This window comes from Rhodococcus sp. 05-2255-3B1, from assembly GCF_002258545.1.
Taxonomy (GTDB): domain Bacteria; phylum Actinomycetota; class Actinomycetes; order Mycobacteriales; family Mycobacteriaceae; genus Rhodococcoides.
In genome coordinates this window covers 18236-43545 of sequence record NZ_NOZC01000022.1, presented here as the reverse complement: position 1 = coordinate 43545, position 25310 = coordinate 18236, and the positions used below count along the sequence as shown (strand labels likewise).

The 25310-nt window shown below is 61.4% G+C and carries 25 protein-coding genes and 1 pseudogene; 4 read left to right on the top strand and 22 right to left on the bottom strand.

The window, feature by feature from the left end:
• Positions 1 to 52 precede the first annotated feature (52 nt).
• The 4 genes from CH249_RS13675 to CH249_RS13660 form a co-directional block, all read right to left on the bottom strand.
• Positions 53 to 1072 carry an ATP-binding protein gene (locus CH249_RS13675; RefSeq protein ID WP_032364995.1) on the bottom strand — a complete coding sequence of 340 codons (1020 nt, stop codon included), beginning with the start codon at positions 1070 to 1072 and terminating at the stop codon, positions 53 to 55.
• Positions 1069 to 2139 (bottom strand): ATPase AAA, encoded by a 1071-nt coding sequence (locus CH249_RS13670; protein WP_015586100.1) that lies wholly within the window; start codon positions 2137 to 2139, stop codon positions 1069 to 1071. The genes CH249_RS13675 and CH249_RS13670 overlap by 4 nt, the downstream gene beginning before the upstream one ends.
• 63 nt (positions 2140 to 2202) lie before the next feature.
• Positions 2203 to 2832 carry an RES family NAD+ phosphorylase gene (locus tag CH249_RS13665; protein WP_015586099.1) on the bottom strand — a complete coding sequence of 210 codons (630 nt, stop codon included), beginning with the start codon at positions 2830 to 2832 and terminating at the stop codon, positions 2203 to 2205.
• Complete coding sequence (locus CH249_RS13660) at positions 2829 to 3332, bottom strand: hypothetical protein (RefSeq protein ID WP_015586098.1); 504 nt, start codon at positions 3330 to 3332, stop codon at positions 2829 to 2831. The genes CH249_RS13665 and CH249_RS13660 overlap by 4 nt, the downstream gene beginning before the upstream one ends.
• 313 nt (positions 3333 to 3645) lie before the next feature.
• On the opposite strand from CH249_RS13660, the gene CH249_RS13655 reads away from it, so the two are divergent.
• Positions 3646 to 4266: a hypothetical protein gene (locus CH249_RS13655; RefSeq protein ID WP_032364994.1), complete on the top strand. Its 621-nt coding sequence runs from the start codon at positions 3646 to 3648 to the stop codon at positions 4264 to 4266.
• 21 nt (positions 4267 to 4287) lie between these two features.
• Here CH249_RS13655 and CH249_RS13650 read toward each other — a convergent pair whose 3' ends face one another.
• The 3 genes from CH249_RS13650 to CH249_RS13640 all read right to left on the bottom strand — a co-directional run bounded on the left by CH249_RS13650 (position 4288) and on the right by CH249_RS13640 (position 5513).
• Positions 4288 to 4536, bottom strand: coding sequence for a type II toxin-antitoxin system RelE/ParE family toxin (locus tag CH249_RS13650; protein WP_371828030.1), 249 nt, complete (start codon positions 4534 to 4536; stop codon positions 4288 to 4290).
• Between the two features lie 26 nt (positions 4537 to 4562).
• Complete coding sequence (locus CH249_RS13645; RefSeq protein ID WP_230591632.1) at positions 4563 to 4850, bottom strand: type II toxin-antitoxin system Phd/YefM family antitoxin; 288 nt, start codon at positions 4848 to 4850, stop codon at positions 4563 to 4565.
• A gap of 177 nt (positions 4851 to 5027) precedes the next feature.
• Positions 5028 to 5513 (bottom strand): hypothetical protein, encoded by a 486-nt coding sequence (locus CH249_RS13640; protein ID WP_094683354.1) that lies wholly within the window; start codon positions 5511 to 5513, stop codon positions 5028 to 5030.
• A gap of 152 nt (positions 5514 to 5665) precedes the next feature.
• Between CH249_RS13640 and CH249_RS13635 the strand changes: the two genes are divergently transcribed.
• A complete protein-coding gene (locus tag CH249_RS13635) occupies positions 5666 to 5965 on the top strand; it encodes a hypothetical protein (RefSeq protein ID WP_015586093.1) in 300 nt (99 codons plus the stop codon).
• A gap of 34 nt (positions 5966 to 5999) precedes the next feature.
• Here CH249_RS13635 and CH249_RS13630 read toward each other — a convergent pair whose 3' ends face one another.
• Complete coding sequence (locus CH249_RS13630; RefSeq protein WP_052049375.1) at positions 6000 to 7628, bottom strand: hypothetical protein; 1629 nt, start codon at positions 7626 to 7628, stop codon at positions 6000 to 6002.
• A gap of 110 nt (positions 7629 to 7738) precedes the next feature.
• Here CH249_RS13630 and CH249_RS13625 point away from each other — a divergent pair.
• Positions 7739 to 8445: pseudogene (locus CH249_RS13625) on the top strand (transposase); the annotation flags it as partial.
• A gap of 241 nt (positions 8446 to 8686) precedes the next feature.
• Positions 8687 to 9955: a thiamine pyridinylase gene (bcmE, locus tag CH249_RS13620; RefSeq protein WP_032364993.1), complete on the top strand. Its 1269-nt coding sequence runs from the start codon at positions 8687 to 8689 to the stop codon at positions 9953 to 9955.
• A gap of 636 nt (positions 9956 to 10591) precedes the next feature.
• Here the strand turns inward: bcmE and CH249_RS13615 are convergent.
• From CH249_RS13615 to CH249_RS13555, 14 genes are all read right to left on the bottom strand, one after another.
• The gene (locus tag CH249_RS13615; RefSeq protein ID WP_015586087.1) at positions 10592 to 10780 is read right to left on the bottom strand and encodes a hypothetical protein; all 189 of its coding nucleotides are present in this window, start codon (positions 10778 to 10780) and stop codon (positions 10592 to 10594) included.
• Between the two features lie 9 nt (positions 10781 to 10789).
• Entirely contained in the window at positions 10790 to 11419 is a 630-nt protein-coding gene (locus CH249_RS13610; RefSeq protein ID WP_139278539.1) for a hypothetical protein, read from the bottom strand.
• A 46-nt stretch (positions 11420 to 11465) separates the two neighbouring features.
• A complete protein-coding gene (locus CH249_RS28205) occupies positions 11466 to 12980 on the bottom strand; it encodes a hypothetical protein (protein ID WP_015586085.1) in 1515 nt (504 codons plus the stop codon).
• A gap of 1060 nt (positions 12981 to 14040) precedes the next feature.
• Positions 14041 to 14664 carry a hypothetical protein gene (locus tag CH249_RS27580; RefSeq protein WP_015586083.1) on the bottom strand — a complete coding sequence of 208 codons (624 nt, stop codon included), beginning with the start codon at positions 14662 to 14664 and terminating at the stop codon, positions 14041 to 14043.
• Positions 14665 to 14779: 115 nt separating this feature from the next.
• Positions 14780 to 18442: a LysM peptidoglycan-binding domain-containing protein gene (locus tag CH249_RS28625; protein WP_015586082.1), complete on the bottom strand. Its 3663-nt coding sequence runs from the start codon at positions 18440 to 18442 to the stop codon at positions 14780 to 14782.
• A 124-nt stretch (positions 18443 to 18566) separates the two neighbouring features.
• Entirely contained in the window at positions 18567 to 19034 is a 468-nt protein-coding gene (locus tag CH249_RS13595) for a pilus assembly protein TadG-related protein (protein ID WP_015586080.1), read from the bottom strand.
• Positions 19034 to 19492, bottom strand: a complete 459-nt coding sequence (locus CH249_RS13590) for a TadE family protein (RefSeq protein ID WP_015586079.1) — start codon at positions 19490 to 19492, stop codon at positions 19034 to 19036. The genes CH249_RS13595 and CH249_RS13590 overlap by 1 nt, the downstream gene beginning before the upstream one ends.
• Entirely contained in the window at positions 19489 to 19914 is a 426-nt protein-coding gene (locus CH249_RS13585; protein ID WP_015586078.1) for a type II secretion system protein, read from the bottom strand. The genes CH249_RS13590 and CH249_RS13585 overlap by 4 nt, the downstream gene beginning before the upstream one ends.
• A 38-nt stretch (positions 19915 to 19952) precedes the next feature.
• Entirely contained in the window at positions 19953 to 20183 is a 231-nt protein-coding gene (locus CH249_RS13580) for a hypothetical protein (protein ID WP_015586077.1), read from the bottom strand.
• 169 nt (positions 20184 to 20352) lie between these two features.
• Entirely contained in the window at positions 20353 to 21276 is a 924-nt protein-coding gene (locus CH249_RS13575; protein ID WP_032364991.1) for a type II secretion system F family protein, read from the bottom strand.
• Positions 21273 to 22151 carry a type II secretion system F family protein gene (locus tag CH249_RS13570; protein ID WP_052047795.1) on the bottom strand — a complete coding sequence of 293 codons (879 nt, stop codon included), beginning with the start codon at positions 22149 to 22151 and terminating at the stop codon, positions 21273 to 21275. The genes CH249_RS13575 and CH249_RS13570 overlap by 4 nt, the downstream gene beginning before the upstream one ends.
• Positions 22151 to 23851 (bottom strand): CpaF family protein, encoded by a 1701-nt coding sequence (locus CH249_RS13565; protein ID WP_080730058.1) that lies wholly within the window; start codon positions 23849 to 23851, stop codon positions 22151 to 22153. The genes CH249_RS13570 and CH249_RS13565 overlap by 1 nt, the downstream gene beginning before the upstream one ends.
• A complete protein-coding gene (locus CH249_RS13560) occupies positions 23812 to 24636 on the bottom strand; it encodes a hypothetical protein (RefSeq protein WP_015586073.1) in 825 nt (274 codons plus the stop codon). The genes CH249_RS13565 and CH249_RS13560 overlap by 40 nt, the downstream gene beginning before the upstream one ends.
• A 3-nt stretch (positions 24637 to 24639) precedes the next feature.
• The gene (locus CH249_RS13555) at positions 24640 to 25188 is read right to left on the bottom strand and encodes an SAF domain-containing protein (RefSeq protein ID WP_230591630.1); all 549 of its coding nucleotides are present in this window, start codon (positions 25186 to 25188) and stop codon (positions 24640 to 24642) included.
• Positions 25189 to 25310 lie beyond the last annotated feature (122 nt).

The window sequence follows — 25310 nt, the reverse complement described above, 5'->3', positions numbered from 1 at the left end:
ATTGCAGTTCAGGCGATGCATTTTGCGAACTACCTACGCCGGTAGTCGTGTCCTAGCCTGCAGCGATCGCAGCGACGACGTGAGCTGCGGCGATGGTCTCACTTACTGCAGAACACGCTCGTACCAACGCATCCTGCAATACGACCAGCTCCCGGCGGACACTGCGACCGGCCCCGTAGTGGTCGAAGAGATGCTGGAGGGCGTCAGCGTCGATGACGTCGACCGCGCCGAGATTCGGATTTCCCGCGGCCTGGCGGGCCCGCCTACCGATGATCGACCCCAGCGCGGCTGAATTAGCTAAGGCGGGCAGGGTGATTCGCGTGTTCAGGTATTCGCGAGCCTGTTTGTAGTGGGGGCTGTCGATGTAGTCGTTATGGACGGCGACGACACATGCTGCCGGAAGTCGCTCGGCGATCATCCTCAGAGTCAAGCCGAAGAACATTGCGATCCGCGGCTCCGGATCGACGCCGATACCTGGACGACGTATCCACTGGTCCGTGTCATCGAGCACGAGCGTCGGAATCAAGCCACTGCGCGAAATCAGTTCCAGGACCCTGATGGCCTGATCCACGACATCCTCACCTTGCGATGGTTCGTTCACCACGCTGCCGAGCTCGATCGCGAGATTGCCGGCCAACCATGGGAGACCAACCGAGAATTTGACCGGTCGATGTGGGGAACCTCCACGCATTTCCCGAGCAATCTTCTGGACTGCCCGGTTCTCGTCGAGCTGTTTGGCGATGGTGTTGACCAACAGACGCGGGAATTCAGCCGGATCGGAGACGAGGGAGTCGGTCTGAAATCCCATCCTGATCCTCAGTGCTGCAACGTTTTCGGAGTGAAGAGCGTCCATCACGTACTCGGTGATCGAGGACTTACCCGAGCCACTGGCACCGATCAGAGCCACACGCTCACGCCGCCGAACAGCGTCCATGAAGCGCTGCTCGTAGTCACCACTCACGGGGCCAGTGAGGACGTCGAACGGCACATGGACCTGCCACATACGATCCGGATCCGGCGACGGGTCGAAGGCCTTCGAGTCCCGCAATTGACGCAGTAGGGCGTCACTCATTTCTGGTCCTCCGGATCAGCGTGTTCGGTCCGCAGCCATTCCGCCGGCGGAGTCAACTCGTACACCCGCCGCGGCCGCCCGGGACCTGACGAGACTTCGCTGCTCCGGACCAGCCCCTTCTCGTAAAGTTGCTTGAAGACTTGTACAGCACGAGGACGCGTCCACCCCAACGCGGCCAGCAAGTCTTCATCCGATGCGCTGACCGGGCCCCGCACCTTCATTTCGGCCGCCAGCATCGACGCTGGGCGACCCAAAGCCCAGAGCGCATTGTCTCTATCGGCGAGGGCCAGGTAGTTGTCCTCGTACGACCCGGGGTCCTGCAGGAATCCCCGCAGAGCACTTACCAGATCTCGGGGGTTTCGCCCTACCGCATCAGCGAGGGTGCTGGCTTGCGGTTCCATGTCGATTCCCGCGCGGCGAGTGATCAACTTGATGCTTTCCGTTCTCGAGAGCGGGGGTACGTCGACGATCTTCTCGAAGAATGCATCTGCAGGCGGAGTCAGGAGACCTTGACGGTCACTTTCACGCACCGACACCGCCCACAGGTATCCCGTCGCCCACACCTCATCGCGGTACCGCCCGAACAGTGCGTGCCCGGCCGATGCGGTGACGTCGTCGACGATGATCACCGGATACAGCCGCGTCCCAAGCGGAGCAGTGCCGTCGTCGCTTTCTGCTGCCCACCTCCGAAGCGTGGCGTCGATGAACTGCAGGCGAAAGTCACTCAATCGCCGCAGCAAGACGTCGGGCCCGTCACTGTCGACTGCCGGTTCGCCGGTGACCTGTTCTACGACGCGGGCGAGCACGTCACGGCCGTCCGAGATCCCCTCGACCCGAACGAAGCTCATCGGGAAGTCGCCTTCGCGGCGGGCACCGGTGAACGGCTCTCGGCTGTCGAGCTGCAGCTGTCTAAGCAGCGACGTTCGGCCTGTGCCGCGGTCCCCCGTCACCAGAACGTTGAGCTCAGCGTTCAATCCGTCCCATATCGCGGCGAGTTCGTCTCGCCGGCCGACGAACAGTTCGGCGTCGACGGAATTGTCGAGCAGAGGACGTGCGCTGATCTTCATGAGACTTACAGTACTTACTGTAAGTTTCGTTAGCAATACCTTGCGGGCGGTTGACCACGATCGCTACAACAGATCTGGTACGTCCAAGATCGCGACACCAGTTTCTTCACGCCACCGCTCCAGCAGGTCCGCTCGCTCAGACAGGGTGACCGTGGCCTGGACGGTATGACGATGCTCCTCGCCTGCCACCCCCGCTTGCCCGAACAGTGCAATGCACCGCCGGGCATGTTCGAGGTCGTGGCGGGCCCAGTACCGCAGACCCTCGAACCCGGCCTCCCGTAACGCGGCCGCCCACCGCTGCGTCAGCGGATAGTCGGCGGTAGTAAAGATTTCTGCCGTGACTCCGAGCGCGACACCGGTGTTCGCAGTCAGATCAGCGAGCCTGATATCAGCATCCAACGTGATCGTCGACGCTGCACGCGCATCGACCTCGTATCTCGGCACGACCTGTTGGCCACCGAAAATCTCCAGGAGAGTGACCACTTCGTCTTCGGCCAGGTAGCAAGTCCCATCAGGGGCTTCGAGGTCGAACCTGCCGCCGCCATTCGATGAGTACCACCACGGTCCCAGACTGGCCTGATGCGATCGAAACAGCTCGGCCCCAGCCGGGTAGACGCACGACGGAAATCGCTCCGCCAATTCACCGACGGGCTTGGGCTCGAACAGATGAACGACGGCGCGTTCAGCGCTCACGCCGCAAGCCGACTGACCGCAGCCCGGGCAGCGCGAGCAGCCGTAGGAACGTCCCCGTCGAGAAGTGCTTGCCGAGGTGTACGGCCGTCGAGCTCTGGCTGTTCGGTAGTCAGCCACGCGACCGCCAACCATCCACGCGGGTCCTGCCCCGCCCACACACGCAGCACCTCTTGGATGCCGAGAATCGGCTTCGCCGGTTGGGCATCGGTGAAGCCTGCGGCGGCGTAGCCGTATTTGCCGTTGCTGCCGGTCAACCGAAGAACGCGGTTCTCTTTCACAGCCTTGCTCAAGGCAGCACGCGTCCAACCCGCAACGTCGAGGGCCTGACTGGGGGTCAAGATTTCCCCTACGTGCTCACTCCACGCGCGACGCGCCTTGAGGCCGTTGACGATGCCGCCGAGGCCCGCTATTGCATACGCCAGATCACGCTCGTCCGGCGCGCCACTGGCCTCGACCAGCCGGTGCGCCATGACCTCGAAATCCTTCTCGACAGTGGACATACCCTGATCATCCCCGGCTGTTCGCGTCATGTCAACCATGTCAACCTGAATACAGGGATGTGATCGTTAGCGTGCGGGAAGTGTCGTACCTGGCCGGTACGGTCGGGACGCGAAACTCCTGCGACGGGGCAGAGAGTCGAGGTGGGTTGGGAGCGTCTAAATGTCACCGGTGAGCAAGAAACGCAAGGGTGCAGGCAAGGGGTCAGGGCGATCGCGTAGCGGTCCGGGAGCCGCTGCATTGCCAGAATGGGCGCAGCGGGCCGGGTACGTCACACCACCGGTAGCGGGGATCCGTCCCCCTGCGAATCCTGGCGTGACTGCACCGGCAGAAGTGCAGATCATCGACCGGCATTGCCAGATTTGGCAGGCCTACACCGAGGGCGGTTTTTCCGGCACCTGCATTGCTGCGGTGCGTTGCCTGATTCCGGCATTGCGTGACTACGGGATCGAGGCTGAGCCGTTGGTCGTGTACGGGCAGGTGGCGTGGTCGGACGAGCAGTGGGTGGAGCTGGGAAGCCGCACACCGAAATGGGAGTCGGACACATGGTGGACAGGACACCTAGTGTTGTGGATTCCGGCAATGGGCCGGATTGTCGATCCGACCGTCTACCAAGCAAACCGGCGCGGAATGCCGACAACGATCACTCGGGCTCTGGTCTTCTCGATCGGTTCACTAGATCTGATGGAGACAGCGGGAGTGAACAAGGATGGTGCCCTGGTGCAGTACGAACGAGTCATCGGCGCGGACATGAGTTGGTTCGATCGCGATCACGCCGATCGCGAGGCGATCGAAGATGCCCTCCGAATTCTGCGAAGCGCAGTATCCGACTCACTCGGCAGCAAGGCGGACCGAAAATCTGGTTGGATGGAGACCGCGACCCACCCACCATTGGTGGAAGCCTTACGCCTACGAGGCTTGATCTCCGCAACATAATCCGGTAGCTACGCAATCTTCTCAGCGGTAGGCATCTGACCGGTGTGAGATCGCGGTGACCTGCACGATGCGCTGCCCGGCGTCGATCAGATAGAGAACCCGGTAGGTGCCTCTGCGGGCGCTGTAGGCGGGCGAAAGCGGCGGGGCCAGGGGCTTCCCGACCCGCTGCGGATTCTCCAGCAATGCTCCGGTGATGAACTCGTACACCGCAGCGGCGACCTTCTCGGGAAGAGTGTGACTGATAGCGCGAGACGCTGATCGAGCAATCACAAGCCGATACGGCGCTTCAGGCTCACTCACGCGCGGGTAGACCGGCCAGCGACCCGCATGACCTCGGCCAACTCCTTCGCATCGAGACTGTCACCCTCAGGCAGCTCCGCCACGCCCCGAAGATGAGATGTCAGCAGTTCCTGATCCGATAGCACTGCAATGGTCTCCTGCAGCGCATCGAAATCGTCGGCAGCGAGCAACACAGCAGCCCGGTGCCCATTACGGGTGATCTCATACCGGGCGTGGGTTTGTTCTGCATCGTCCACAATCTTGGACAGACGCGCACGCGCATCCGCGACCGGCAAAGTAGTCATGTACATAATTAGAGCGCAAATAGTGCGAGGGTGCAATTGCCGTTCGACGCGACACAGCACTAACTGGTGACCAAAACCCGAAGTTCGCCCATCCGACTTCAGTGCGCGCGGTCAGCGGCGTGGGAATTTCACCACCGCTCTCGGACTCGCTGCAGCCGCCCGAACATGCCGTAGGTCCTAAGATGCATCGTCGAACGGCCCGAATGCCGCTTCGTCCCAATGCCGTTCGAGCGCCGCGTTCCATTCGTCGATATCCGACGCGGAGAACAGATGCATGTTGTGTTCGGTGAGCAAGAACCCGGTGTCGCGCCATGCTTGGAAGTAGGCGGGGTTCTCCCCTGCTTCGCGGGCCTTGTCGATCAGGGAGTCCACGTCCGCCAACAAGTTCTCCTCACTGATCTCCTGCGGCGTGTCAGCAGCTGGGTCGAAGAACAATGGATCGTTCGGCCCGAGATCTCGGCCGAACTTGTCCCGAAACGCCTGTCGCTGCTCTTCGAGAGAGTCGTTGAGCTCCGCACCACCCACCATGTCCTTGCTCCACGACAGAGTGCGCCCACCGTCGGCGTTGGTGCGCCGTTGCACGAACGAGGGATCACCGCTGCGCTCGAGCACCAGCGCAGCGTGCTGCTCACGTGAGCAGCACCAGCGCAGCGTGCTGCTCACGTGAGACCCCTTGCTGTGCAAGTCGCTTTCGACGTTGCTGGACCTTGCGGGCGCGTTTGTCGCCGGCGGAGGTACGTTTCGATGTCATACCTCCACCGTCTCAGAGATTCTCCAGAACATCCGGTATTCGGCCGATTGCTAACCTTCACGCTATGAGCGCAATCAATCCGAGGGTGGCGTTCGCTGTACCGATGTTTCTCGAAGCGCTGGCCTTGATCGAGTTGGGCCAGCCTCAGCCCGCTGAAGTCCTGGAACATCCGAAGATGATGGCTACCACGATGCTTACTCTGCTCAGTCATGGCGACGACGCGATCTTGGATCTGGGAGATCTTGCGCTCGCGTCGCTTGCCAGGGCTGCGATCGCGCTCTGCGATGCTCCGACTGAATCGGGTGCTGTGGCGACCTACCAACACGCGTTAGACGCGTGGGGTGAGATCAATGCGAACCCATGATCAGAGCGAGACTGGAACAAAATGACCGGCACCATCACACTTGCGGGGGCGTCCTTCGGAACAGCTCGGACAAGCCCTGCAGAGCCATCGTAACCCGATCTACGATTGTCTCGAATTGTTTGTCCGGCTGAAGAGAATTCAGTCCTGCGGCCGACAGCGCAGTCGTAAATTTCGTGCCCTTCATGTGGGCCGAGCCTGCCGATCGGATTCCCTGAAGCTGGCGTAGGGGTCCGACGAGACCATTCGGGTCGGCACCCAAGTTCTCGACGAGTAGCTGTAGGCAGGCAAGCGAAGGACTATTCGTGTCCGCGCCCGAGGACTCTCGAAGAGTCTTGACATCGAGTGCATCCACGATCCCTTTCGACAGAACCATGACACCGTTGTCGCTTTGGCCTTCGGTTGGATTGGTACACAATGCCAAGGCATCGAACGCACGGAGGTCAGCCGGGCCGAGTTGCTTGTACAACGACTCACCGAAGTAGCCAGTGAACGCCTCGATGAGTTCTGCCTTAGCTCGTCTCAGCCGAGCAGGGTCAGGGCGTTCGTCCTCTACCCACTGGCCCGCTAGGTCCCGCACGCTACGTGTGATGGTTATTCCACCGTTCGGCGGGACGTTGTGTGTGAGCCAGTGCTCTCGCTCGGTCTCGGGTAGCCGGATGAGGTGTCCCAGCCACACCTGGACGAGGTTGGCACCGTTGATGTCGACATCGATGGCCCACCGACCGTGGCACGAGACATCGGTCCGCAGCACCGTGTAGCGGTCTGGGTTGTCGCGGTATCGGGTCAGAACATCCGTGTCGAAGAAGACTGGGGTGAGGTAGTTCGCTTCATCGCGCTCGCAACTCAAACGAACCTCGTCGCCGGTCGAGGGGTCGATGTCAACGATGAACGATTGAAACCGCTCAGGCCTTTGCAGATCGTCGGGGTGCTCGCCAGCGGACGCGAACGGCAAAACTGCCTGTTTCCCAACCAACTGCGCTACGAAACCAGGCCCCCGATACGCGTCCCACGCCGTGTAGGCGAACGCTGCGTCTTTGGTGCGAATCTCAAGGTCGATCCGAGCTTCATGCACGCTGTCGTCAGCCCGAGAATGGGCGTGCTGGATCACCAGGCTCATGCTCCGGGCCGCGAGATACTTTCGGAGGTGCCGTGCATTGACTCGAACCTCGTATTCACCAGGATTCGGTCTGACGATCTCGACGACCTCCTCATCGCGGCCCGCGTGATTAGTTCGATACATTGTCTCGTTCGATCGCGTGATCAGGCCCAACCACCATACGAACGACGGCGTGAATTCGATAACGGGTTCTGTGGTTGCCGATGGCACCCAGGACACGTTGACGAACAGATGAAGGTCGTAGCCATCAGGGTTGGAGGTCAAGCCGTCGCGGAAGGCCGGGAGGCGATCAGAGCTGTAACTGGGCTCGCCGAGGTCGTTGATGGACCAATCGGTAGTGGCGAGGAATTTGCGCTGGTCCGATGTCGCCACCAGAAGAGGTTGAAGCGAGCTGTACTTGATTCCGCTCCCTCGATTCCGTAGAACCGAGATCCACTCGGTCGGCTCCGCCTGGATCTCCGAGAGGTAGCTCCTCAGCTGGAGAATCGTGGGCAAAGCCTCATAGCGCTCAAGTGAGCCGGAATTCGGCAGTGGATCGGTCAGCACCCCCTTGATCGTACGGAGGGCAGGCGACCGGGCTGAGAGTCGACTTAGAATGGGCCACCCGTGCTCGCCCGGATGACTAGGGCTGAGCTGCGACATCCAGTCTCGCCAGCGGGAAAATCATGGTCCGCGGCGACTCCGCCTACGGCAACAGCCGCGTCGTACGCGCCTGCATCAAGTTCTCGTTCGTACTGATCAAGAACCGAATCGTCCAACGAGCGATCGCCTCCATCCCTGACACCGCGTGGACGCCCGTGCGCTACCCGGGAGCGGTCCGCGACCCCGACACCGACGGCTGGATCTCCGACGCCGAGGTCGCCGAAACATCGTTCACCGCTTTCTCTTCCACCGCGTATCCTGTTTCTGCACGGTTGATCGTGCGGCGGGTCAAAGACGCCCGCTACCGCGATGCATTGTTTCCGGTGTGGCGGTATCACCCGTTTTTTACCAACAGCACCCTGCCGACGACGACCGCAGATGTCGTCCACCGTGCACACGCGGTCATCGAGACTGTGTTCTCGGATCTGATCGACGGACCGCTCGCGCACATGCCGTCAGGATCGTTTGGCGCGAGCTCTGCCTGGGTGCAGTGCGCAGCGATCGCCCACAACCTGCTGCGCGCCGCCGGAACCGTCTCCGGCGGGCGTCACGCGAAAGCTCGCGGAATAACGCTACGGCGCAAATCGTCAACATTGCCGCGCGTTTCGTGCGGCCACAACGCACACCCACACTGCACCTGCCGCGACACTGGCCGTGGCTCGATGCGTGGCTTCAATTATGGCGCAACATCATTGGCATCAGCCCACCCACACCCGCCTGATCCTCACCCGACCCGCCGACTCGGCCCGAGCAACGACAATCGTGGAAATGCTGGGTAGACCAGCGGACGAAACACGCCCAACCAGTCCCGACCCCACAATTCGGTCATCGACCACAGTGGGTCACCTCAGTCCGTGGATCGAGGGTAAGTAAATGTGATCCTTGCCACTTTCGGAAAATCATGCGACTGTATGAGGCAATCGCCGTTCCCCTGCAGACAGTGTGATGACGGGAAGTGTGCAGTGACCAGTACCGAGTTCGGACGCAGTTTGAACAAGGATTCCGGCCCCACCAACCAGCCACCTCCAGCCAGCGACGCATCCACGTTGAACGTCGCCTTGTACCCGTACACGCCCGAACCGAAATGGTTCGAGTCCACCATCAGAGCCGCGTGGCACAGCGTCCAACCGGATGTCGCTCTCAATTTCGTCTACACCTACGACTGTTACAAAGGCGATCCGCCGTCCACTGTGGACGTTTTTGCCTACGACTGCATCTTCGCTGATCACATGCGTCAGTTCTGTGTCGAGTTCGATATCGACGGCACCGCAGACTTTTACCCGTGGTCTCTCGCATCGCTGAAAACGGAATCCTCGGAGTATCAAGGAATACCGTATTTAGGGTGCATGCAAATTTTGATTCGCCGTCTCACTGACGCAGCACTGGGTGCGCCGGGGATGACTGTCGAAGAATTACACAAAATCCTCGGCGACGGGGATCCGAAAGCAGTCTGGCCCGCGCAGGGTCAAGGCATGCTGTTGGATTTTACTGGGGGAACGACCGTCGCGTGCATGTACGAGCAGGCCGTCATGGAGGAGTCGGGCCAGTTTCCGCTCACTCCCGCCCTTCCCCCCTGTCCAGGACTCGATCAGCAAGGCCTCGCCGACATGCAGGTGCTGCGAAACATCGCCGGGTACGCCCAGGCGACATATCCCGACTCGGGCTACGACCGAATCACGAAATGGAACCAGCGGATCGGTCGAGCCTTCGTAGGCTTGACCGAAATCTTCCACTTCATCGACAACGTCGACGCCTCGACCTATTCAGTCATGCCGCTGAGCTCCGAACCTATCGAAAAAGTGGGGATACCGCTTTATACCGACGCACTTTCCGTCAATGTGGCCATCGCCCAGGAAAAGCGAGCAACGGCTATCCAGCTCGTGAAGTTGATTGCATCGACCAACGTGATGCTCGAGTGCATGTCCCCAACAGGAAAGAAACCGCAATACCTGGTGCCCACCCGGCAATCGCTGATGAATCAGCTCCTGGCCCGGCAACCCAATTCGGCGGTGTACAACATCATGCGCAACATCATTTCCAACGACATGGCCCATCCATTTCGACTTGGGGCCGATTCCCGTACCTGGCTCGACTCGACCAAAGGCTGCATCAAAACTGAAATCCTCGGGCCACCCCCCGCTGGCGTTGCGGAGCATGTCGGCGAAGACAGCGCCGTGTTCAACGACCCCGCGTACGCTTCCACACCTGCAGGGCTACTTCGCCGCCCGTGACAGGAGTCCGTCGCAAAGTCGTAAGCAATGGCTGGTTGTGCCACGTTTGGTCCTCGCCGTTCGGACACGCGGCAATGGAGTATCGCTATGAGATCCATACATGCGGTCCGGTTGCCCACACCACCGCTGTCTGAGTGTCGCGGGGTTTGCGTCGAAATTCGTCGAACACCGTGCAAGCTTTTGGCTAAGGGATTACCCTGCCGAGTTTCACCCGATGCTCGACTACTACATCGAGCACTCGACGCGGGTCGGTGGCCGCATCGTAAGCCCTCCCCCGCTGCTGCATCGATCACCACAGCTGCCCAGGTAACGGCCAAGCGTGATCGGGAGCAGACACAGTCGACGCTGCAGATCGGCGACCTGGACGAACACGTTTGGCACCGTCTGCTAGCCCAATTTTGGATCATCTACGACACAGCGCAAAGGCGTGCGCGCGAAATTAGTGCTCGCGGCGGACAGCGGACCGCACATTTTGAGGTGCAGCCCCCGCAGTGATGCTGCGGATAGCTCTCTCGTTGGGTGCTGCCCGAACAATGGTGCGATCACCCGCAGCCGATGTCGGGACCACCACCACAGGGCGCGCGCTGGCACGTGGAGCCGACGACCCCGCCGGCGGATTCTGATCTTTCGAGGCCGTCACGCCGACGCCCCCTGCTGCTTCTCTATCTGGCGTCGCACTTCGTCGATCGTGCGGGAACTGCCCTCGTAGTTGCCCACCAGCCGAGGATTGGGACGCAAGGCCACCTTGCGACGCCGCGACGCCGTCGCCGGGCTCGCCGAGCCCACCGGTCGATCAGGTTTCTGCTGCTCGTTCACCGTAGCCATGATGTCCTCCTACATCCGAATGATAGCCGTCACGAGCAACACCAGCACAGATCCAGCCAACAGACCCGTCGTGATCCGCAACCGCATCAGCTTGCTCCGAAGCCGCATCTCTGTCACCTGATAAATCGACACCAGTGTCGACGCGATCTCGAACCGGCCCGTCGTCTCATCGACTGTCGAATACTCCTCCAACACCACTTCCGGATTGAGCCCCGACGCGGTATTGGGTGCAATCACGAATGCCGCCATGATTGCCGCCGCACCGGCCAGGGCAGCACCCGCAACCTCCCACACACCGATCCCCGCGGGATTGCGCAACACGATCCCCACCAGAATGCCCGCGAATCCCAGCAGCACACCCCCGCGCTGATCGATGCTCGTCACTCGGCGTTCCTGAGAATCCAGCGTCCGTTCGATGCTCGCGTGCACCATCTCGATTGCCGCCGGATTCAGCTCGACACTCACCGGGTTGAGCTCGGACGCCATCTCTTCGCCAGCAGCGGAGTCCGGTGAAGCATTTTCGCGCCCACCCCGGTCGTTCGATTCCACTGCTAGCGCCCCCTTTTCGACATCAATTTCGGCTGCGCCGAACCTCGTCGGCCACACCGCACCCATCAGCCGGCGCACCATGACACTCACCGCAATATTGTCTCAGCACACCACCGGCAACGTGTGTGAACACCTCTCACTGCGTCCTGCGTCTTCGAGCGGATCGACGGAGCAGACGACGTCTCAGGTCATCAGGATCGGACATGATGTACATCAAGTACAGCAGCGGCAGGTACATCAGTGTCGCCGGCAGCCGGCCGTTGTGTTGCGCGAAAAGTCGGTCACGGACGGGATCAGGTTTGTCGAACCCGTGTGTAGTGTTCCTGCGCAAACGCATGAACTGACTCACTGCGTCATCGAGTGACAGGGATTTGTCCGCTCCACCGGGCAGCTTCAGAATTACCTTCTCCGACCTACGGTAATTCTTGATGAAGAACCCGTCCCCCACTTCGGTCAACGCTTCCACACCAAAAGCCGCGTACGGAAGCAGGACGGACTGAACATCAGCAGGCATACGTTCTCGAACTTGCTGCAGCGCTTTCGCCGCAACCGAGGGCTTGCACAGTGCCGTGAGATCCCATGAAAGCCAGGTCGCCTCGATCAGGTCCATTGCTGACCACATCAGAACTCCGGCTGCGTAGTCGTCGTGCAGCGATAGCAGCGTCGAGGTAACTCGTTGCAGAAGATCCGCAAATTCCATCAACCGGTTCTGCTGCGCATAGGGGAGGTAGTCACCGTCAGCATCTGCGAACAGGCATGGGTTCAGGAGATGCCCGAGAACAGAGTTCATCTGAGCAACCCACCAAGCGACGGCCGCACCCCACGCCTCCGGTGCCGGCGGCTCCTGCCGCTGGGGAAGGCGACCCACTGGTGATCGGGGAAGTACCTGATGCGCTTCGTACGGAACAGGAGACCTCCCGACAATATCTGTGCCGAGAGTGAAAATCACCGCACCCGACACCCTGTTCGCTTGAAACGCCCATACCCATGGAGACCGTGCGGCCAACAACGGACCGAGATGGCTCGCGGGAATCAAGACACTGCTCAGGATCGACGATCCCGACGCGAAAATGGTCTCATCGACGTCGATCGGCCCGCGTCGTATGTCGTCGAGAAGTTCGGGGTCCTGATTCAGACGTAACACGAAACCAGGAAACCTGATCCGACGGTGCGTGGCGTTGCCATAGCGAACAACGTGGACAGCATGCCGGTCGAACGGATGCTCGTCATCGTCGTCCGAAGTTCCGGCCAACTCCCTACTCGCGTCCTGTACTGCCGCGGACAAGGCTCGATCGCTGGCGGTGATGACAGGTAGCTGGAGTCCGTACAGGAACGATCCCACCGCACCCGCGCTCATCTGTCTGATCGCGCGAAGGCGCTCCTCAACGACTCGCCCATGGTCCAGCCTGGAGACGTAAGGGTCTTGCGGGAGGTCGACGAGCTCGTCATCGACGTCCGCTTCCGAACCCGACAGGGTGCGAACGGTCATAAAATCGACACAGTCCATGCTGGCAGCCGGCTCGGTTAACGCCCACACATCGGGCGCGGACGTGTGGGCGACCTCGAACCCCAACTCTTCCAGGTAGGCCTGCACTTGCCCCCCAGCCAATTCCGGTGGCATCGTGACGTTGACAGTCAACCGTTCAGGCATTCCACCAGCCTACAAACCGGTAAGCCTGGAGTGACTCAATTTCGCACCCGAGGAGCGGGGGCGCACGGCTCTAATTTGTGACCAGGACCTGCAGTTCACCAATCCGAACTTCAGTACGCGAAGTCAGCGGCGTGGGTATGACTCCACCGACCGTCCCGTTGGGTGTCGTCGCTGTCCACGTGACGAGCCAATTCGATGTCGCGGAGACCTTGAATGTCCCACCGGGCTCGGTAGTGGACGTCTTGTGATAAACGATATTGCCGCACGTCGGACTTGGAAGCCCTTGTGCAACATCGGTATACGGCGTGAAGGGCAGTAACGCACCTGGGCACACCGACGGCACGGATCCGTCCCCCCAATTGACGACCACGGACGTATTGACCCCTGTAGCAGAAACTATGACACCCGGTCCTGCTGCAGTTCTGGTCACGGGGCCGACTGTCGATTCCCGTGGGTCAGCGACCCAGAACCAGCCGGGTAGACCAACCAGGCCGACAGCACCTGTGTTTGCGGGGTTCGGGGTGATGCCTATTCCGGGCGGATCCAACTGCATTGCCGTAACCGCTTGGCCGACAACGGTCATAACGTCGACCACCGGAGGCGTAGCCGGCACCCCAACGTCCGGAATTTGAACACACGGACCGGCCGCTTCGCAGGACCATGTTGTGCCGTCATCATTAACGACGTTCACTGCCATCGGGGCACCACTATCAGCATTTCGAACAAGCGTCATATTGGCGGCGTCAGTCGACGGAACGAACTCGAGCGGCGGTCCGGACGGCGCGGCGCTCCCACCACCTCCCCCGCCCACAGCAGCTGGCGCGGATCCAGTCGTTCCACCCCCTGACGGCACACTCGTGTACGTACCTTCGACCACAACTGTCGAACCACCCAAGCCTCCGCCGAAGGCACCGCCAGTTCCGGTGCCGATCCCCGGCTGCGCAAATACTGGGTTCGCGTTGAACACTCCAACTAGAAGCACTGATGCGATAACCCCAAGCGGCTTACGCATGACCCACCGCCCTTATGGATTCCAGTTGCCTACTTGCCAAACCGTCGATCATGGTGCGTCGCATGGGGTACCCGAAGAAGTCACTGCATCGGAAACAATGCGCCAGCCTGATGAATCTGGCCACGCCACGTTCTCCAGAGTCGGCTTGCCCAGCTCCCGCCGGACTCGGTCAGGAGGGAGCACACTCGTGCCGTCCGGACGGATCTGGTCATAGTTCGAGCTGTCGATGCAGACTCGCAATGTTGCCGACGCTTCTTCCTTAATTGGGTTCCCGTCAGCATCCTTTGGTGCCTGCAGTTCCGTCACGAATGCATCTGCGACAGTCGCAGCACCCGTGGAGACAATTCCTTGAGATCGGCGCAGGTTCACGTTTGCCTTCAACTGATCGAGGATCTTTCCACTCGCAACAGAGTCCAGCATGTTGATGTCTACAGCAGGATCGCTCTCGACCTTCGCGAGAACGGCGAAGAACTCATTCACCTTTGCTGTTGCCTGCTCGGTCGCCTGTTGTTCCGGGGACTTTTCGACGCCCTCTGGTCCCGTGAGGACCGGCTGCGTGGTGGTCGTTACGGGGGTCGCCTCAATGTCACCGCTCCCGCATGCGACGCTGATGCTTGCAGCGGCTGCTACTGCGAGGATTGCCGCGCCTGTGCGACGTCGTGTGCTGATCATCGTGGACCCCCTACGTTGTTCTGTGCGTTGTACTGCGATAACGATAATGGTGCGGCTGTTTGGACCGTAACGTGCTTACCGGACACTTCAGACACCTCGATTGACGCGACTGCTATCAACTGGCTATTGCTCCGATCCGGTAGAGGGCGTTGCCGCCATTGTGGAATTGCGCGAGGGCGCGCAAGAGTTCGTCGGTTTCGGGTTCTGGGTCGACATCGATGTCGGCGAGGTTCGCGAGCAGTTGGTCGATCAGCTCCTGGGTCTTGCTGATCTCGTCGCTCCCGTGGGTAGCGATGATCGCCAGTCTCCAGAGACCTTCTCGGAACGGTTCGACGGTGACGCCGCGGTTTGCGGTGGTGAGCGCGGCGGAAAGATCTCCGGTCTTTATTTGTCTGGTGGCGAGCTCTTCGAGGGCATCCGCGAGGGTCGAGATCATGTGCTGCTGTAGGTTTCGTGCCCACCCGTAACGGTCTGACCGTGTCCCGGCGAATGGTTGATCGTTTACCAGTTCTGCAGCCGTCCGCAATTCCGCATCGGTGGCGGCGGCCGGAGTGGTGTCGATCAGTTGTTGCCAGTAGTCCCAGTCCGATCGGACATCGGGGTGCAGTCGGTAGCCGGTGCGGCCGGTGCGGTCGCCGTGCTTCGGAAATGCCTGCTCACCGTTCTCTGTCTCTCCCAACCAATTTCGCAGTCTCGAGAGGTAGTTCTGGCGTCGTGTCGCCTTCTTTTTCGGCTGATCCTCCAGAGGGAGTTTGTCGAAATTGTCTGCAGGCCAGATCTTTTTGTCGATGGAGTCGTGTTTGATTCCCGGGTGGATGGAGAGAAGAGCGGCGATCTCGGTTAGGAGTACTTCACGGCCGTCCTTGGGTGGCTCCCCGGTCGGGGTGGTGACTGCTGGTTTCCCGAGAAGATGGAGCCAGAGATGTCCCGGGGCCGGTACGTCACCAGCGACAGGAGCGATGGGTGGGGCCTGGTCGTCGTACCTGATCGCTTCTGGGGATGTCCACTGCGCGGCGTCCGGGCTGTAGGTCGGAACGTTTGTGACGTCGGGGGCGGTCTCCGATGCGGTAGTTCCGTTCAGCAGCAGCTGGTCGGTGGGGTCGATCGTGGTGACGGAGTCGAGGAAGGTCTCAGCGCTTTCGGCGTCGGTGAGGTGTGCGTCGATTTCGGCTGCAGCCCAGGGGTCGTGCATGGACGACTCTGTGGGGATAGCTGGCTGTGTGGCGGTCGCGAGGTAGGCGGTAATGCCTTCATATTGGTCCGGCTCGAGAAATGCTGGCTGGAATGCGAAGCCGCCGTCGGTGTCTCGTTTGACAAGGCTTGCGGTGTTGCGGTCGACGATGTCGAGTGTCCACGCGGCCTGGGTGTTCTCGCTGGCGGTGCTGGCGGTGCTGGCGGCAGCGAACGCCACGCGCGGTGTGGCGGCCAGGATCTGATCGAGTGATTGCTGTTGGTCGGCCGTCAACTGACTCGCGATGAGAACTACTTCGGGGGCGGTCATTTCGCTTGTGTCGTAGATCGAACGGGCCGCTGCAATGCTGTCGATGTGTTGTTCGACGAGGGTGTCTTGGTCACGTTCGGCTTGTCGGGCGAGTCTGGCCAGCACTTCGCCTGGTTGGTCGGTGTGCTCGATTCGACCGTTGCCGAACAGTTCGGGGAGCTCCTGTCCGAAACCGATCAGCGTCAGGTGCAGATTGTCGGCGAGCGGGGATTCGACGAGTTCGAGGGCCAGGGCCTGGAGAGTGCCGCGGGCGTGCTCTGGTGAAGCTGAGACGCCGAGGTAGCCGAGTTCTTCCAGGTTGAGAAGAACTTGGGTTCGGTCGTCTGTGGAACCGAGTGTCACGAGCGTGGGGTACGGGCTGATTGTGGTGGGTGCTGGGGCGATCCGGACGTCGGCGGGGAGGGTCCAGGTGCCGGTCTCTGATCTGAGCCACTGGTCCGGCAGTACGGAGTCATCAAGGATTACTAGCTCCACCGCATCGGGACCGATGAATGCGCCGAGTAATGCCGGCAGTGCGTTGCCCTGTGTCCGAGCGTGTTCGGCGATAGTCCTCAGTGCTTCGTCGAGCCGCGTGAGGACGTTGTTGTCCGCTGCAGAATGAATCTGTTCTTCCACAACTGCTGCAGCGCCCCAGGTTTGAGGGAGGGTCTCGCCTCTGCGGCGATCGTGCTGTTGACGGTGCCGGCGCAGCCCGAAGGCCCCAGCCAGTCCGATGGCCGCTAGGGCTGAGATACCGAGCCACAATGTGCTGTTCTGATCCTCGGAGACATCGCTTGGCTGCGCAGTGGCGGCGATATATACCGGGTCTGTCGTCGATGTATTCAGTGGGATCTGGGTGGCTGGCTGAGTCGGGGCGGGAGCTGCAGCAGGACTGGGTGACGACGTCTGCGCTGGAGCAGGCATTTGAGCGGGTGCCGGCCCGGGTGCCACAACATCTGCGCCCGCGGACTCAGCAGCAGGTTCGGAAGCTGCCACCGGGGCGGGAGCCTCTGCTGGCTCAGGGGCGGCCACCGGAGCAGGCGCTGGCTCAGGAACCGCCGACGGGGCGGGGGCCTCTGCCTGCTCAGGGGCTGCTGGAGCAGGCGCTGGCTCAGGAGCCGCCGCTGTCGGAGCAGGTAGCTGTGACGAAGCGCTGTTGAGTTCGATGCCGAAAATCTTCGCAGCGGCGGCGGCAGCGGCCTGCGCTTCTGCCTGAGCCTGTTCGTCACCGCCCGGAACCATCTCCGCTTGTTCCGGAACGTCGGTGCCACCCAGGAGAGGTGCAGCGGAGGACAGTTCAGGCGCTGCTGCGGGGGCCGGTTCAGGAGCGGCAGCCGGAGCCGGTTCGGGAGCGGCAGCGACCGGGGCCGGTTCAGGAGCGACGGTCGGTTCGGGCACAGCAGCAGGTACAGGAGCGGCAGCAACCGGGGCCGGGTCGGGGGAAGCAACCGGACCCGGTTCGGGCGTGACGGTCTCGGCGGTTTGATCGTTGACGGTGAGCTGCTGGCCGACGTGGATGATTGTCGACGGTGCAGTTCCGTCGGCGTTGATGATTTCTTTGTAGCGGTGTCCGTCACCCAGATGTTGCTCGGCGATGCTCCAGAGACTGTCGCCTTCTCGAACTGTGTAGGCCCCGTCGACGGTTGTGGGTGCGGCGGCGGGGAGCTGAAGTTTCCATCCTGGTTGCAGCCATCCGTCGACGGTCAGGACGTCGGCGTTGAGTTGCTTGATCTCGGTGTATCGAAAGCCATCGCCAAGGTGGCGTTCTGCGAGTTTCCATAGGCTGTCGCCCTGCTGCACCGTGATGGTTTCCCCGTTGATGGGGCGGGCGGGGGCTTCTGCTGGATGCGGTTGGCTTTGTTGCGTTACTTGGATCGGTGCCGAGTGGGCAGGGGCGTCGAAGAGCGGTAGTGCTGTGGCGGTGAGGGGTTGGGCTGTGGCGGTGCCCGCTGTTACCAGCATGAGCGCTCCGCCTATGAGAACGGAGGCGCTTCGCTGCTGGAAGCCGAGGCCTCGGAGTTGAGGTGCTTTGATGCCGCGTAGTGCTGCGACGAGTTCGATGACGGTGCTGAAGGTGAAGGTGGCCCAGGCGAGCCAGCCGATCCAGGTCACGAATCCGAGGAAGAGTGATCCGTCGTCTTGGGTGGTCAGAGCTGTTTTGATCTGGTCGAGATCGGGCAGCGTCGTCGGTATTGGGTTGCCGCGGAATGTCCACAGTGCGAGCGGAATTCCGACGACGAGGACGAGTAGGACGATCAGGTAGAGCAAACCAGTCAAGCGCCGTCGGATGGTGGTCATGCGGGTGTCCTTTCCGATGGCTGCAGGGTGGCCGGGGTCGTGCAGCGTTGCGCCGCGAGCTGTCGAATCACGTCCTCCGTCTTCTCGTGGAGTTCTGCGACTCGTCTGCTCTGCGGTCGATTGGTCATGGTGTGCCGGGGATTCCGAGGTTGGTGCGGTTCAGGTTGACGGTGGCTGTTCCGATGATCTGCTGTGGCCCGACGCCGATCAAACCGAGGACACGGGGTTGGTAGGTCGTTGTGGTGGTGATCAGCAGTGTTGTCGGTCCGGTCTGCACGACGACGCCGGGGATTCCTGCTGCGGCAAGGTATTTGGTGGCTTTGGCTTGGGCTGTCAGCGGGTTGACGACGACGTTGGTACCGCGGACTGCGAGTGGTTCGATGATGGCTTGTCCTGCCCCGCGGGCTGCTTCTTCAGCGACTTGCTCGGCGCGCTGCTTGGCGTAAACTTTGCCGCCGCCGTCGACGACGAGACCCATCATGATCAGCAACGCCATGGCTGTGATGACGCTCCACATGGCGATGGTTCCGGCGTCGTTGTGCGCGTCTCGCCGTGTGCAGGCGGCCACCGCCCGGCGTAGTGCTTCGGTCATCAGGCGCGCTCCCGGTAGGTGTCGACGGGTGAAGTCGCGGTTGCTGTGATGGTCCGTGAGCCCATGACTTGCGGGAATCCGAGTGCGTCGAGGGAGATGACGCACGTGACGGTGGCCGAGACGGAAGCCGTGACGCCGGGGCGAGTTCTGAATCCGCCGAGGTCGGTGTTGACGTTGAGAGCGGAACAGGTGAGCCCTCGTGCTGCCAGGTCGTTTCGCGCGGCTGCTTGCGCATCGGGGGCTGCGGAGAACGCCGTTCGCGCGATGGAGGCGGTACGCGCGGCCTCGTTCGCGGCGTGGACTACTTTCTGGTGCGCTTGCGCGAGAACGCCGAAGGTGACGATCAGTGCGATCAGGAACAGTGTGGCGGGGGCGACGATGACAGTCTGCAGGGCCGATCCTCGGTCGTCGGCTCTGGCTGCGGCTGCCAGCTGGCGCAGTTTGTTCGCGGTGTTCATCTGGTTCCTGGGGCAGTGACTCGTTCAACGGGAAGCGTCTCGCTGACATTGATGTCGAGGGAGAAGAAGGGGATGAGGCGGATGGGTTGTCCGGTGATCTGGACAGTTGCTTCTCGCAAGCCTCGGTTGACGACAATGACGGGTGCTCGAAGGGTCGTCGGGCCGGCGGTGGATGCGAAGGCGTAGCCCGCCGCTGTTCCGGCCGCAGCGCTGCCGAATTGCGATCGCGCTTGTCGTAGAGCTTCTTCACCGGTCGAAATCGCTACGGTCCGTGCGTGAGCGTAGAGAGCTGCCTGGATTGCGATGAGGAAGAGCAGTAGGACGACGCCGAATACCACGACTGTTTCGAGGGCTGCGCCGCGGTCGTCTCGACGTATGCGGGTGAGCCATTCGCGTAGTGGTACATGTGTGTCGGTGAGCAACGCTGGTCCTCCCCTGTCTCGTTGGGCGAGTGGTGGGGTTACTGGATTCGGTTGAGGTAGCGCTGTGCAACCACGGTGATTCCGGCGACGATAGCGATGGCGAGGATGACGAGGCCGGCGGTGATGACGACGGTCTCCATGCTGTAGCCCTTGTCGCTTTTGCGTCCGCCGGCGCGCTCGGTCATCCGGGTATAGGAGAACAGTGCCAATGCGAACAGTGTTGCGGTGGTTGCTGCGATCCGGTTTGCGATTGTGCGCGATGCTGCCATGTGACGTTTCCCTTCGATATGTAAAAGCCCTGGTTATGACGGTTCTGGATGCCGGTCAGACTATCGCCAAGACCGGACACTTCGAGCAGGTGAAGTGCACGGATCGGTGTTTGCACAGCTCAAACTTGGTAGTTGATCGTTGAATGACAACGCATTCGGGTTGTTCGGTCTAGACGCCGCCCATGATGTTCACTCCGGCCGGCACGATCAGCATGATCATGAACAGCACGGCCAAGGTGCCGAGAGGTGCGTCCATCTTCTTCGTTTTGGCTCCTGCTTCGCCTTGTTCTTTCGAGAGCAGGGCACTGCGGAGCGCTCCGGCCCGCGCGGCAAGAGTGTCGGCCACGCTCGCTCCCTGGTCGCCGGTATAGGTCATGATGTCCGCGAGATCTCCCAACTCCGGCAGCGCCAGTTCGGCTGCAAGATTGGACAGAGCAGCCCATGGTGCCTGTCCGGCGAGGGACGCTTTCTGAAGCTCGGCATCCAGACGTAGAAACACCCAGCTATCGCCCACTGCGGCAGCGCGTTCGAGACTTTGGAATGCAGCGACGCCGCCACTTCGGTTCAACGAAACGAAGTCGATGAACGCCGCCAATGCTCGGGTGAATTCGAGTCGGGCACTAGCGGCGCGAGTCTTGACGTCGGCGTCGGGCGCGAAGAATCCCACCAGCGCCAGGACGAGGGAACCGGCTACGGGAAAAGTCAGGGGCACTGCCATGCCGAACAGCGCCAGGAGTGCGATCGAAATCGGCGCGATGATCAGACCTATTGCAGCGGAAAGGATTTTGTCTCCGATGAACTTTTGTGGAGTTTCTCGGAGGATCGCCAGGTCCGCGGTCGGGATCCTGAACCACGCCTGCGATCGCAGCCGCGGGTAGAAGCGGGCACCGACCTTGTAGGACAGGGCATCCGAACCGGTGAGGTCGTCACCGCCGCGGGTGTCGACGGTGTACGGGTCCGGGGCTGCACCGGACAGTCGTTCCATGGCATCGCCGAGTGCTGGGTCGGCCGGCAGTATGCGGAGAACGAGGAGGATCAAGCCGAGAGCGGCGAGAGCGGCAAGGGCGATCGCCCAGAGCTCGAAGTTGTTCATACTGCGCTCCTCTCACGTGCGGTGTTTGCTGCGTCGCGGTCCTTGGTGCCGATGAACCTGGGGTATTTCACTGGCAAGGTGTATCGCTTCATCCACCCGAGCACCAGGCCGAAACCGATGAATTCGAGGAACAGAACGGGCTGGAGGAGGGGCTGTTTGTACGGGTCCATGTAGTTGGTGAACAGGAACAACCCAACGATGACAACGACGGTGATGACGGTGACCCCGCGAGCGGTCGTGCGGGGCCCTTGCCGTTCCGCTTCGGCCGTTCTGCGGTTGCGCACGTTCTCTGCCACCGATTCTGAAAGTCGCTTCAAGGCTGCGGTGAGTCCGGAGCCGCGCAGGCGAGCTGCCTGCCGCAGTGCACCGACCACGTAGTCGCCGGTGGAATCGTCGAGATCGTCTGCGAACCGAAGCAACGCTTCGTCGATCGACACATTGCCACGCAGGCGCGTGATGAGGCTCGTAATTTCCGGACGCAATGCTTGAGGCATTCCCCTGTGCGTTGCGATGATGGCCTGTTCGAGGCCGGATCCTGCTGCGAGCACTCCAGTCAGGTTGCGCACCCATTCTTCGAGGGCATTGAGGCGTTCGATGTCGTCGGCGGCGGCTGACGATCCGAGTAGGTAGGGGACGCCTACTGCTGCGATCGGAATGATGGGGAAGAGTACGAACCATCCACTGAGGAGCCATGCAGCAAGGCCGACGGCAGTTCCGATGGCGAGGAGTAATTTTGTCCGCCGGGCAATCCGCGCACGTGAGGTGCGGTGGCGTGTCGGCGCAGTCGGGTCGCGGCGATCGCGAATTCCGTTGGCAAAAAACCACATCCCGGCGGCAAAGACAAGGACGATACCGACGGCCGTGAACGTGTACATCAGAGCCCACCACCTGTGATCGTGTTGATGGGGATTTGGTTCGGACTGAAACCGCCTGCGTAGAGCTTGCGGAGCAAAGCTGGGGGCAAAGTTCCGTATTCGCCGGTCCCGCCCGGCTTTCCTTCGTAAATTTTGGTTACTGCGGGCATGGCGTTTTCGCCGGCCTCGATATGGATGACCTCGCTGACGAATCGGACCTGACGCCTCTCGCCGGTGTCGGTAAATTCGTAGTCCGTCTGCAGCTGAATGATCAGATTGATGTGGTGTGCCACTTGGCGGTAGGCGTACTCGACCGGCACTCCTGCTTCGAGGGCGCAGGTGACGAGGCGGTCGATCGCGCCGGCGGCATGCTCGGCGTGCGTGGTACTCAGGGAGCCTTTGGCCATCTGCATTGCTTTGAACATGTCGATGATCTCGCCGCCGGCTACCTCTCCGACGATGACACGGTCGAGCTGCATTCGCACGAACTGGTAAAGGATGTCGGACAGCGTCGTCGCGCCGCGTAGCGCTCCGGTCAGCTCGTTTCGTTCGCCGCCGCCGGTGATTGCCTCGGCTGCAACAACATACGGTCTGCGACCGTCGAGTTTGTCGAGGAACAGTTCGTACTCTGTCTCTGCTGTGCCGATCCGTGTTTGCAGGGGAAGGCAGTTGGCGAGCGCACGAAGGTTGGTTGTTTTACCTGATCCCATGGGCCCGGAGATCACGATGGAGGCACCACCGATGACTGCGGCGCTGAGGATCTCGGACAACAGTTGGGGCATAACACCCATTTCGACCATCTTGTCGATGGTCACATCCTTGTGGCGGTGCATGCGGATGGCGATACTGGGATGGCGGACCGAGTAGCCCATCGCGGACAAGCGGATGTCGCCGGGCAGATTGAGGCGGAGGTTGGGGTTGACCTGCGAGAACGGTCGTCCACCACCGGGTGCGCGCTGCGCGAGGTTGGTGAGCCAGTCGTAGAGCTCTTCGTCGCTGTCCGCGATCGGCGGTCGTGCCTGCAGACTCCCGTCGGGGTACATCACAATGACGCTGTCGCCGTTGATGAGGATGTTCTCGACGTTCGGGTCGTCGACGAGCGGCTGAAGTGGGCCGAGTCCGAACAGCGTGTCGAAGACCGCTTTGACCAGCGTCTGTTCCTCTTGGACGCTCAGCTGTTCGTGACCGGTGTCGATCGCGGACTGCACTTCTTTGCTGACGAGATCTATGACGATCTGCCTGCCCGACTCACGCTCCTCGTCCGGGGTCATGGCAGTGACGCCCAGCTCAGGGTTGAGGGCCTGATCTGCTCGTTGGGTCTTACGGAGAGAGAGGATTTCGGATGCTTCTTTGGTCAGTTGCTTGACCAATTGGTGGTTGGTCCTCGCGACGTCCGACCGCTCAGCTGGAAATGGTGATGGCGATGTGAACGGGACCGTCTCGAGTCGCTCGGGTTCCGGGTGGGAGTGGCGACCGTCCTTGCCGGCTGCGGCGAGCAGACCTGCAGATGAGGAGCCGTATTGCCCGCTCCTGTAACGAGTTATCTCGTTGTCGCCATCGTCGAGGATGATCGGATCGGCGGCAAACATCGGTAGGTCGGGTAGGGCTGGTCGCTCGTCGTAGTCGAAGTCGGGGGCGTTGTTGGTCATGCGGGTGTTCTCCCTTTGGCCTTGTCGGCTCGTTACGCGGGCTGTGAGCTGTATGGCGAGTTGGCGATCCATACGGGCTGGTGCGTTTCGTGGAAGCGCTCGATCTTTTGCCAGGTTCCGTCGATTGCGCGTAGATAGCTTGATCGACGTCGCCGCCAATTACTGAGCGAGGCACCTTCGGAAAAAACTTGCGCGTGTACCGGTGATTCGGGAAGGACTGCGATGACGTCGAGGCCGGTCGCCGCGGCGGTCTCGGCTGCGCTGTAGGGCTCGGTACCCCTGACAATGAGGCCGATGCTGGCCGGCGACTTCGTATTCTCCAGATGCTGCTGTAGTGGGCCCAAGCCAGCACGAACCGCTGCCACTGCGGTCCTGGTCGGTCTGAGCATTATGGCGATAACGTCACTGTGACGGATCAGGTCTTGATGTCCGGACCGTAGATTGAGGCGACCGGCGTCGACGAGCAGGTCACCGCCGCCCTGTTTCGACAACAACGCCAGATGTGCCCCCAACGGGCCCCACGTCGACTTCATCGATTCCGTTTGAGCTGCATTGACCAGGCCGGGGACGAACCATCCTTGCGCCTTGGTCGGCTCCTCTGGATCGAACGGCCCGATTCTAACTATTTGGTGCTGGAAGGCTGGGCCTATTCGGCCGTGCCTGTTCGGCTCGACCAGTTGGATGATCGATCGGTCGTGCCGGCGGCGCGCGTGAAAGTACCCGGCCAGCGTCGGGGACGATCCGATCGGATCGGCCTCGATGTACAGCAGCTTGCGGGAGTCTGCGGTGAGAGCGATGCCCAGGCCGGTCGTCGAGACGCCTGGCGAGCCGGAGATCGAGGTCAGGGTGACGAGCATGGCTCAGCGCTCCCGGGAGTCGAGGACGATGGCGACGCGGTTGGTGGCGGCTCGGGCGGCGATCCAGCTGGCCTCGTCTTTCTTGACCAGAACGTCCACTGTCGTCTGTCCGGTCTCGGGGATGTCCTTCACGGCAACGACCTGTGCGTTCGCGGTGACCGGACCCTGCACCGGGGAATCGTCTTGATCTCGGGGAGTGTCGACGATCCGGACGTTGTCGCCTGCGAGCAGTGGCTCTGCGGGAAGTTTGCCGATTGCGACGGTGATGCCGACCAAAGTGTTGTCCCCGCTGGGGATTACGGCGTTGGTGAACGACGATGGGTTCAGTGCCGATCCGCTCAGGAGCGGAACTGCTGCGCTCTGGCCCACGACCGATGCTTTGTCTGTGGCAGGAACGGTCGCGATGGTCGCATCGCTGTTGACCTCTGCGGTTTTGAGGTCGTCGGTGGTGATCGTCTCCCCCTGTGGCACGTCGCGGGCGAGCACCAGAATTGTCGTGGTGGCGCGCATGGCGTTCACCAAAAAGACCGCTCCTACGATTGCGACGGTCATCAAGGCGACTCCCGCGATCCAGTACGACCGTCGACGGCGCACTTTGGTGGTGGATACGACTTCGGTGAAGTCATGGCCCGGCTTAGGAGATGCCTCTCTTGCGCTGCGCGGCTCCCCCACTG

Coding starts and splice junctions, on each gene's coding strand:
- CH249_RS13675 (WP_032364995.1), bottom strand. CDS start 1,072: ATGAGTGACGCCCTACTGCGTCAATTGCGGGACTCGAAGGCCTTCGAC.
- CH249_RS13670 (WP_015586100.1), bottom strand. CDS start 2,139: ATGAAGATCAGCGCACGTCCTCTGCTCGACAATTCCGTCGACGCCGAA.
- CH249_RS13660 (WP_015586098.1), bottom strand. CDS start 3,332: ATGTCCACTGTCGAGAAGGATTTCGAGGTCATGGCGCACCGGCTGGTC.
- CH249_RS13645 (WP_230591632.1), bottom strand. CDS start 4,850: ATGACTACTTTGCCGGTCGCGGATGCGCGTGCGCGTCTGTCCAAGATT.
- CH249_RS13635 (WP_015586093.1), top strand. CDS start 5,666: ATGAGCGCAATCAATCCGAGGGTGGCGTTCGCTGTACCGATGTTTCTC.
- CH249_RS13615 (WP_015586087.1), bottom strand. CDS start 10,780: ATGGCTACGGTGAACGAGCAGCAGAAACCTGATCGACCGGTGGGCTCG.
- CH249_RS28205 (WP_015586085.1), bottom strand. CDS start 12,980: ATGCCTGAACGGTTGACTGTCAACGTCACGATGCCACCGGAATTGGCT.
- CH249_RS27580 (WP_015586083.1), bottom strand. CDS start 14,664: ATGATCAGCACACGACGTCGCACAGGCGCGGCAATCCTCGCAGTAGCA.
- CH249_RS28625 (WP_015586082.1), bottom strand. CDS start 18,442: ATGACCACCATCCGACGGCGCTTGACTGGTTTGCTCTACCTGATCGTC.
- CH249_RS13595 (WP_015586080.1), bottom strand. CDS start 19,034: ATGACCGAAGCACTACGCCGGGCGGTGGCCGCCTGCACACGGCGAGAC.
- CH249_RS13590 (WP_015586079.1), bottom strand. CDS start 19,492: ATGAACACCGCGAACAAACTGCGCCAGCTGGCAGCCGCAGCCAGAGCC.
- CH249_RS13580 (WP_015586077.1), bottom strand. CDS start 20,183: ATGGCAGCATCGCGCACAATCGCAAACCGGATCGCAGCAACCACCGCA.
- CH249_RS13575 (WP_032364991.1), bottom strand. CDS start 21,276: ATGAACAACTTCGAGCTCTGGGCGATCGCCCTTGCCGCTCTCGCCGCT.
- CH249_RS13570 (WP_052047795.1), bottom strand. CDS start 22,151: ATGTACACGTTCACGGCCGTCGGTATCGTCCTTGTCTTTGCCGCCGGG.
- CH249_RS13565 (WP_080730058.1), bottom strand. CDS start 23,851: ATGGATCGCCAACTCGCCATACAGCTCACAGCCCGCGTAACGAGCCGA.
- CH249_RS13560 (WP_015586073.1), bottom strand. CDS start 24,636: ATGCTCGTCACCCTGACCTCGATCTCCGGCTCGCCAGGCGTCTCGACG.
- CH249_RS13555 (WP_230591630.1), bottom strand. CDS start 25,188: ATGACCGTCGCAATCGTAGGAGCGGTCTTTTTGGTGAACGCCATGCGC.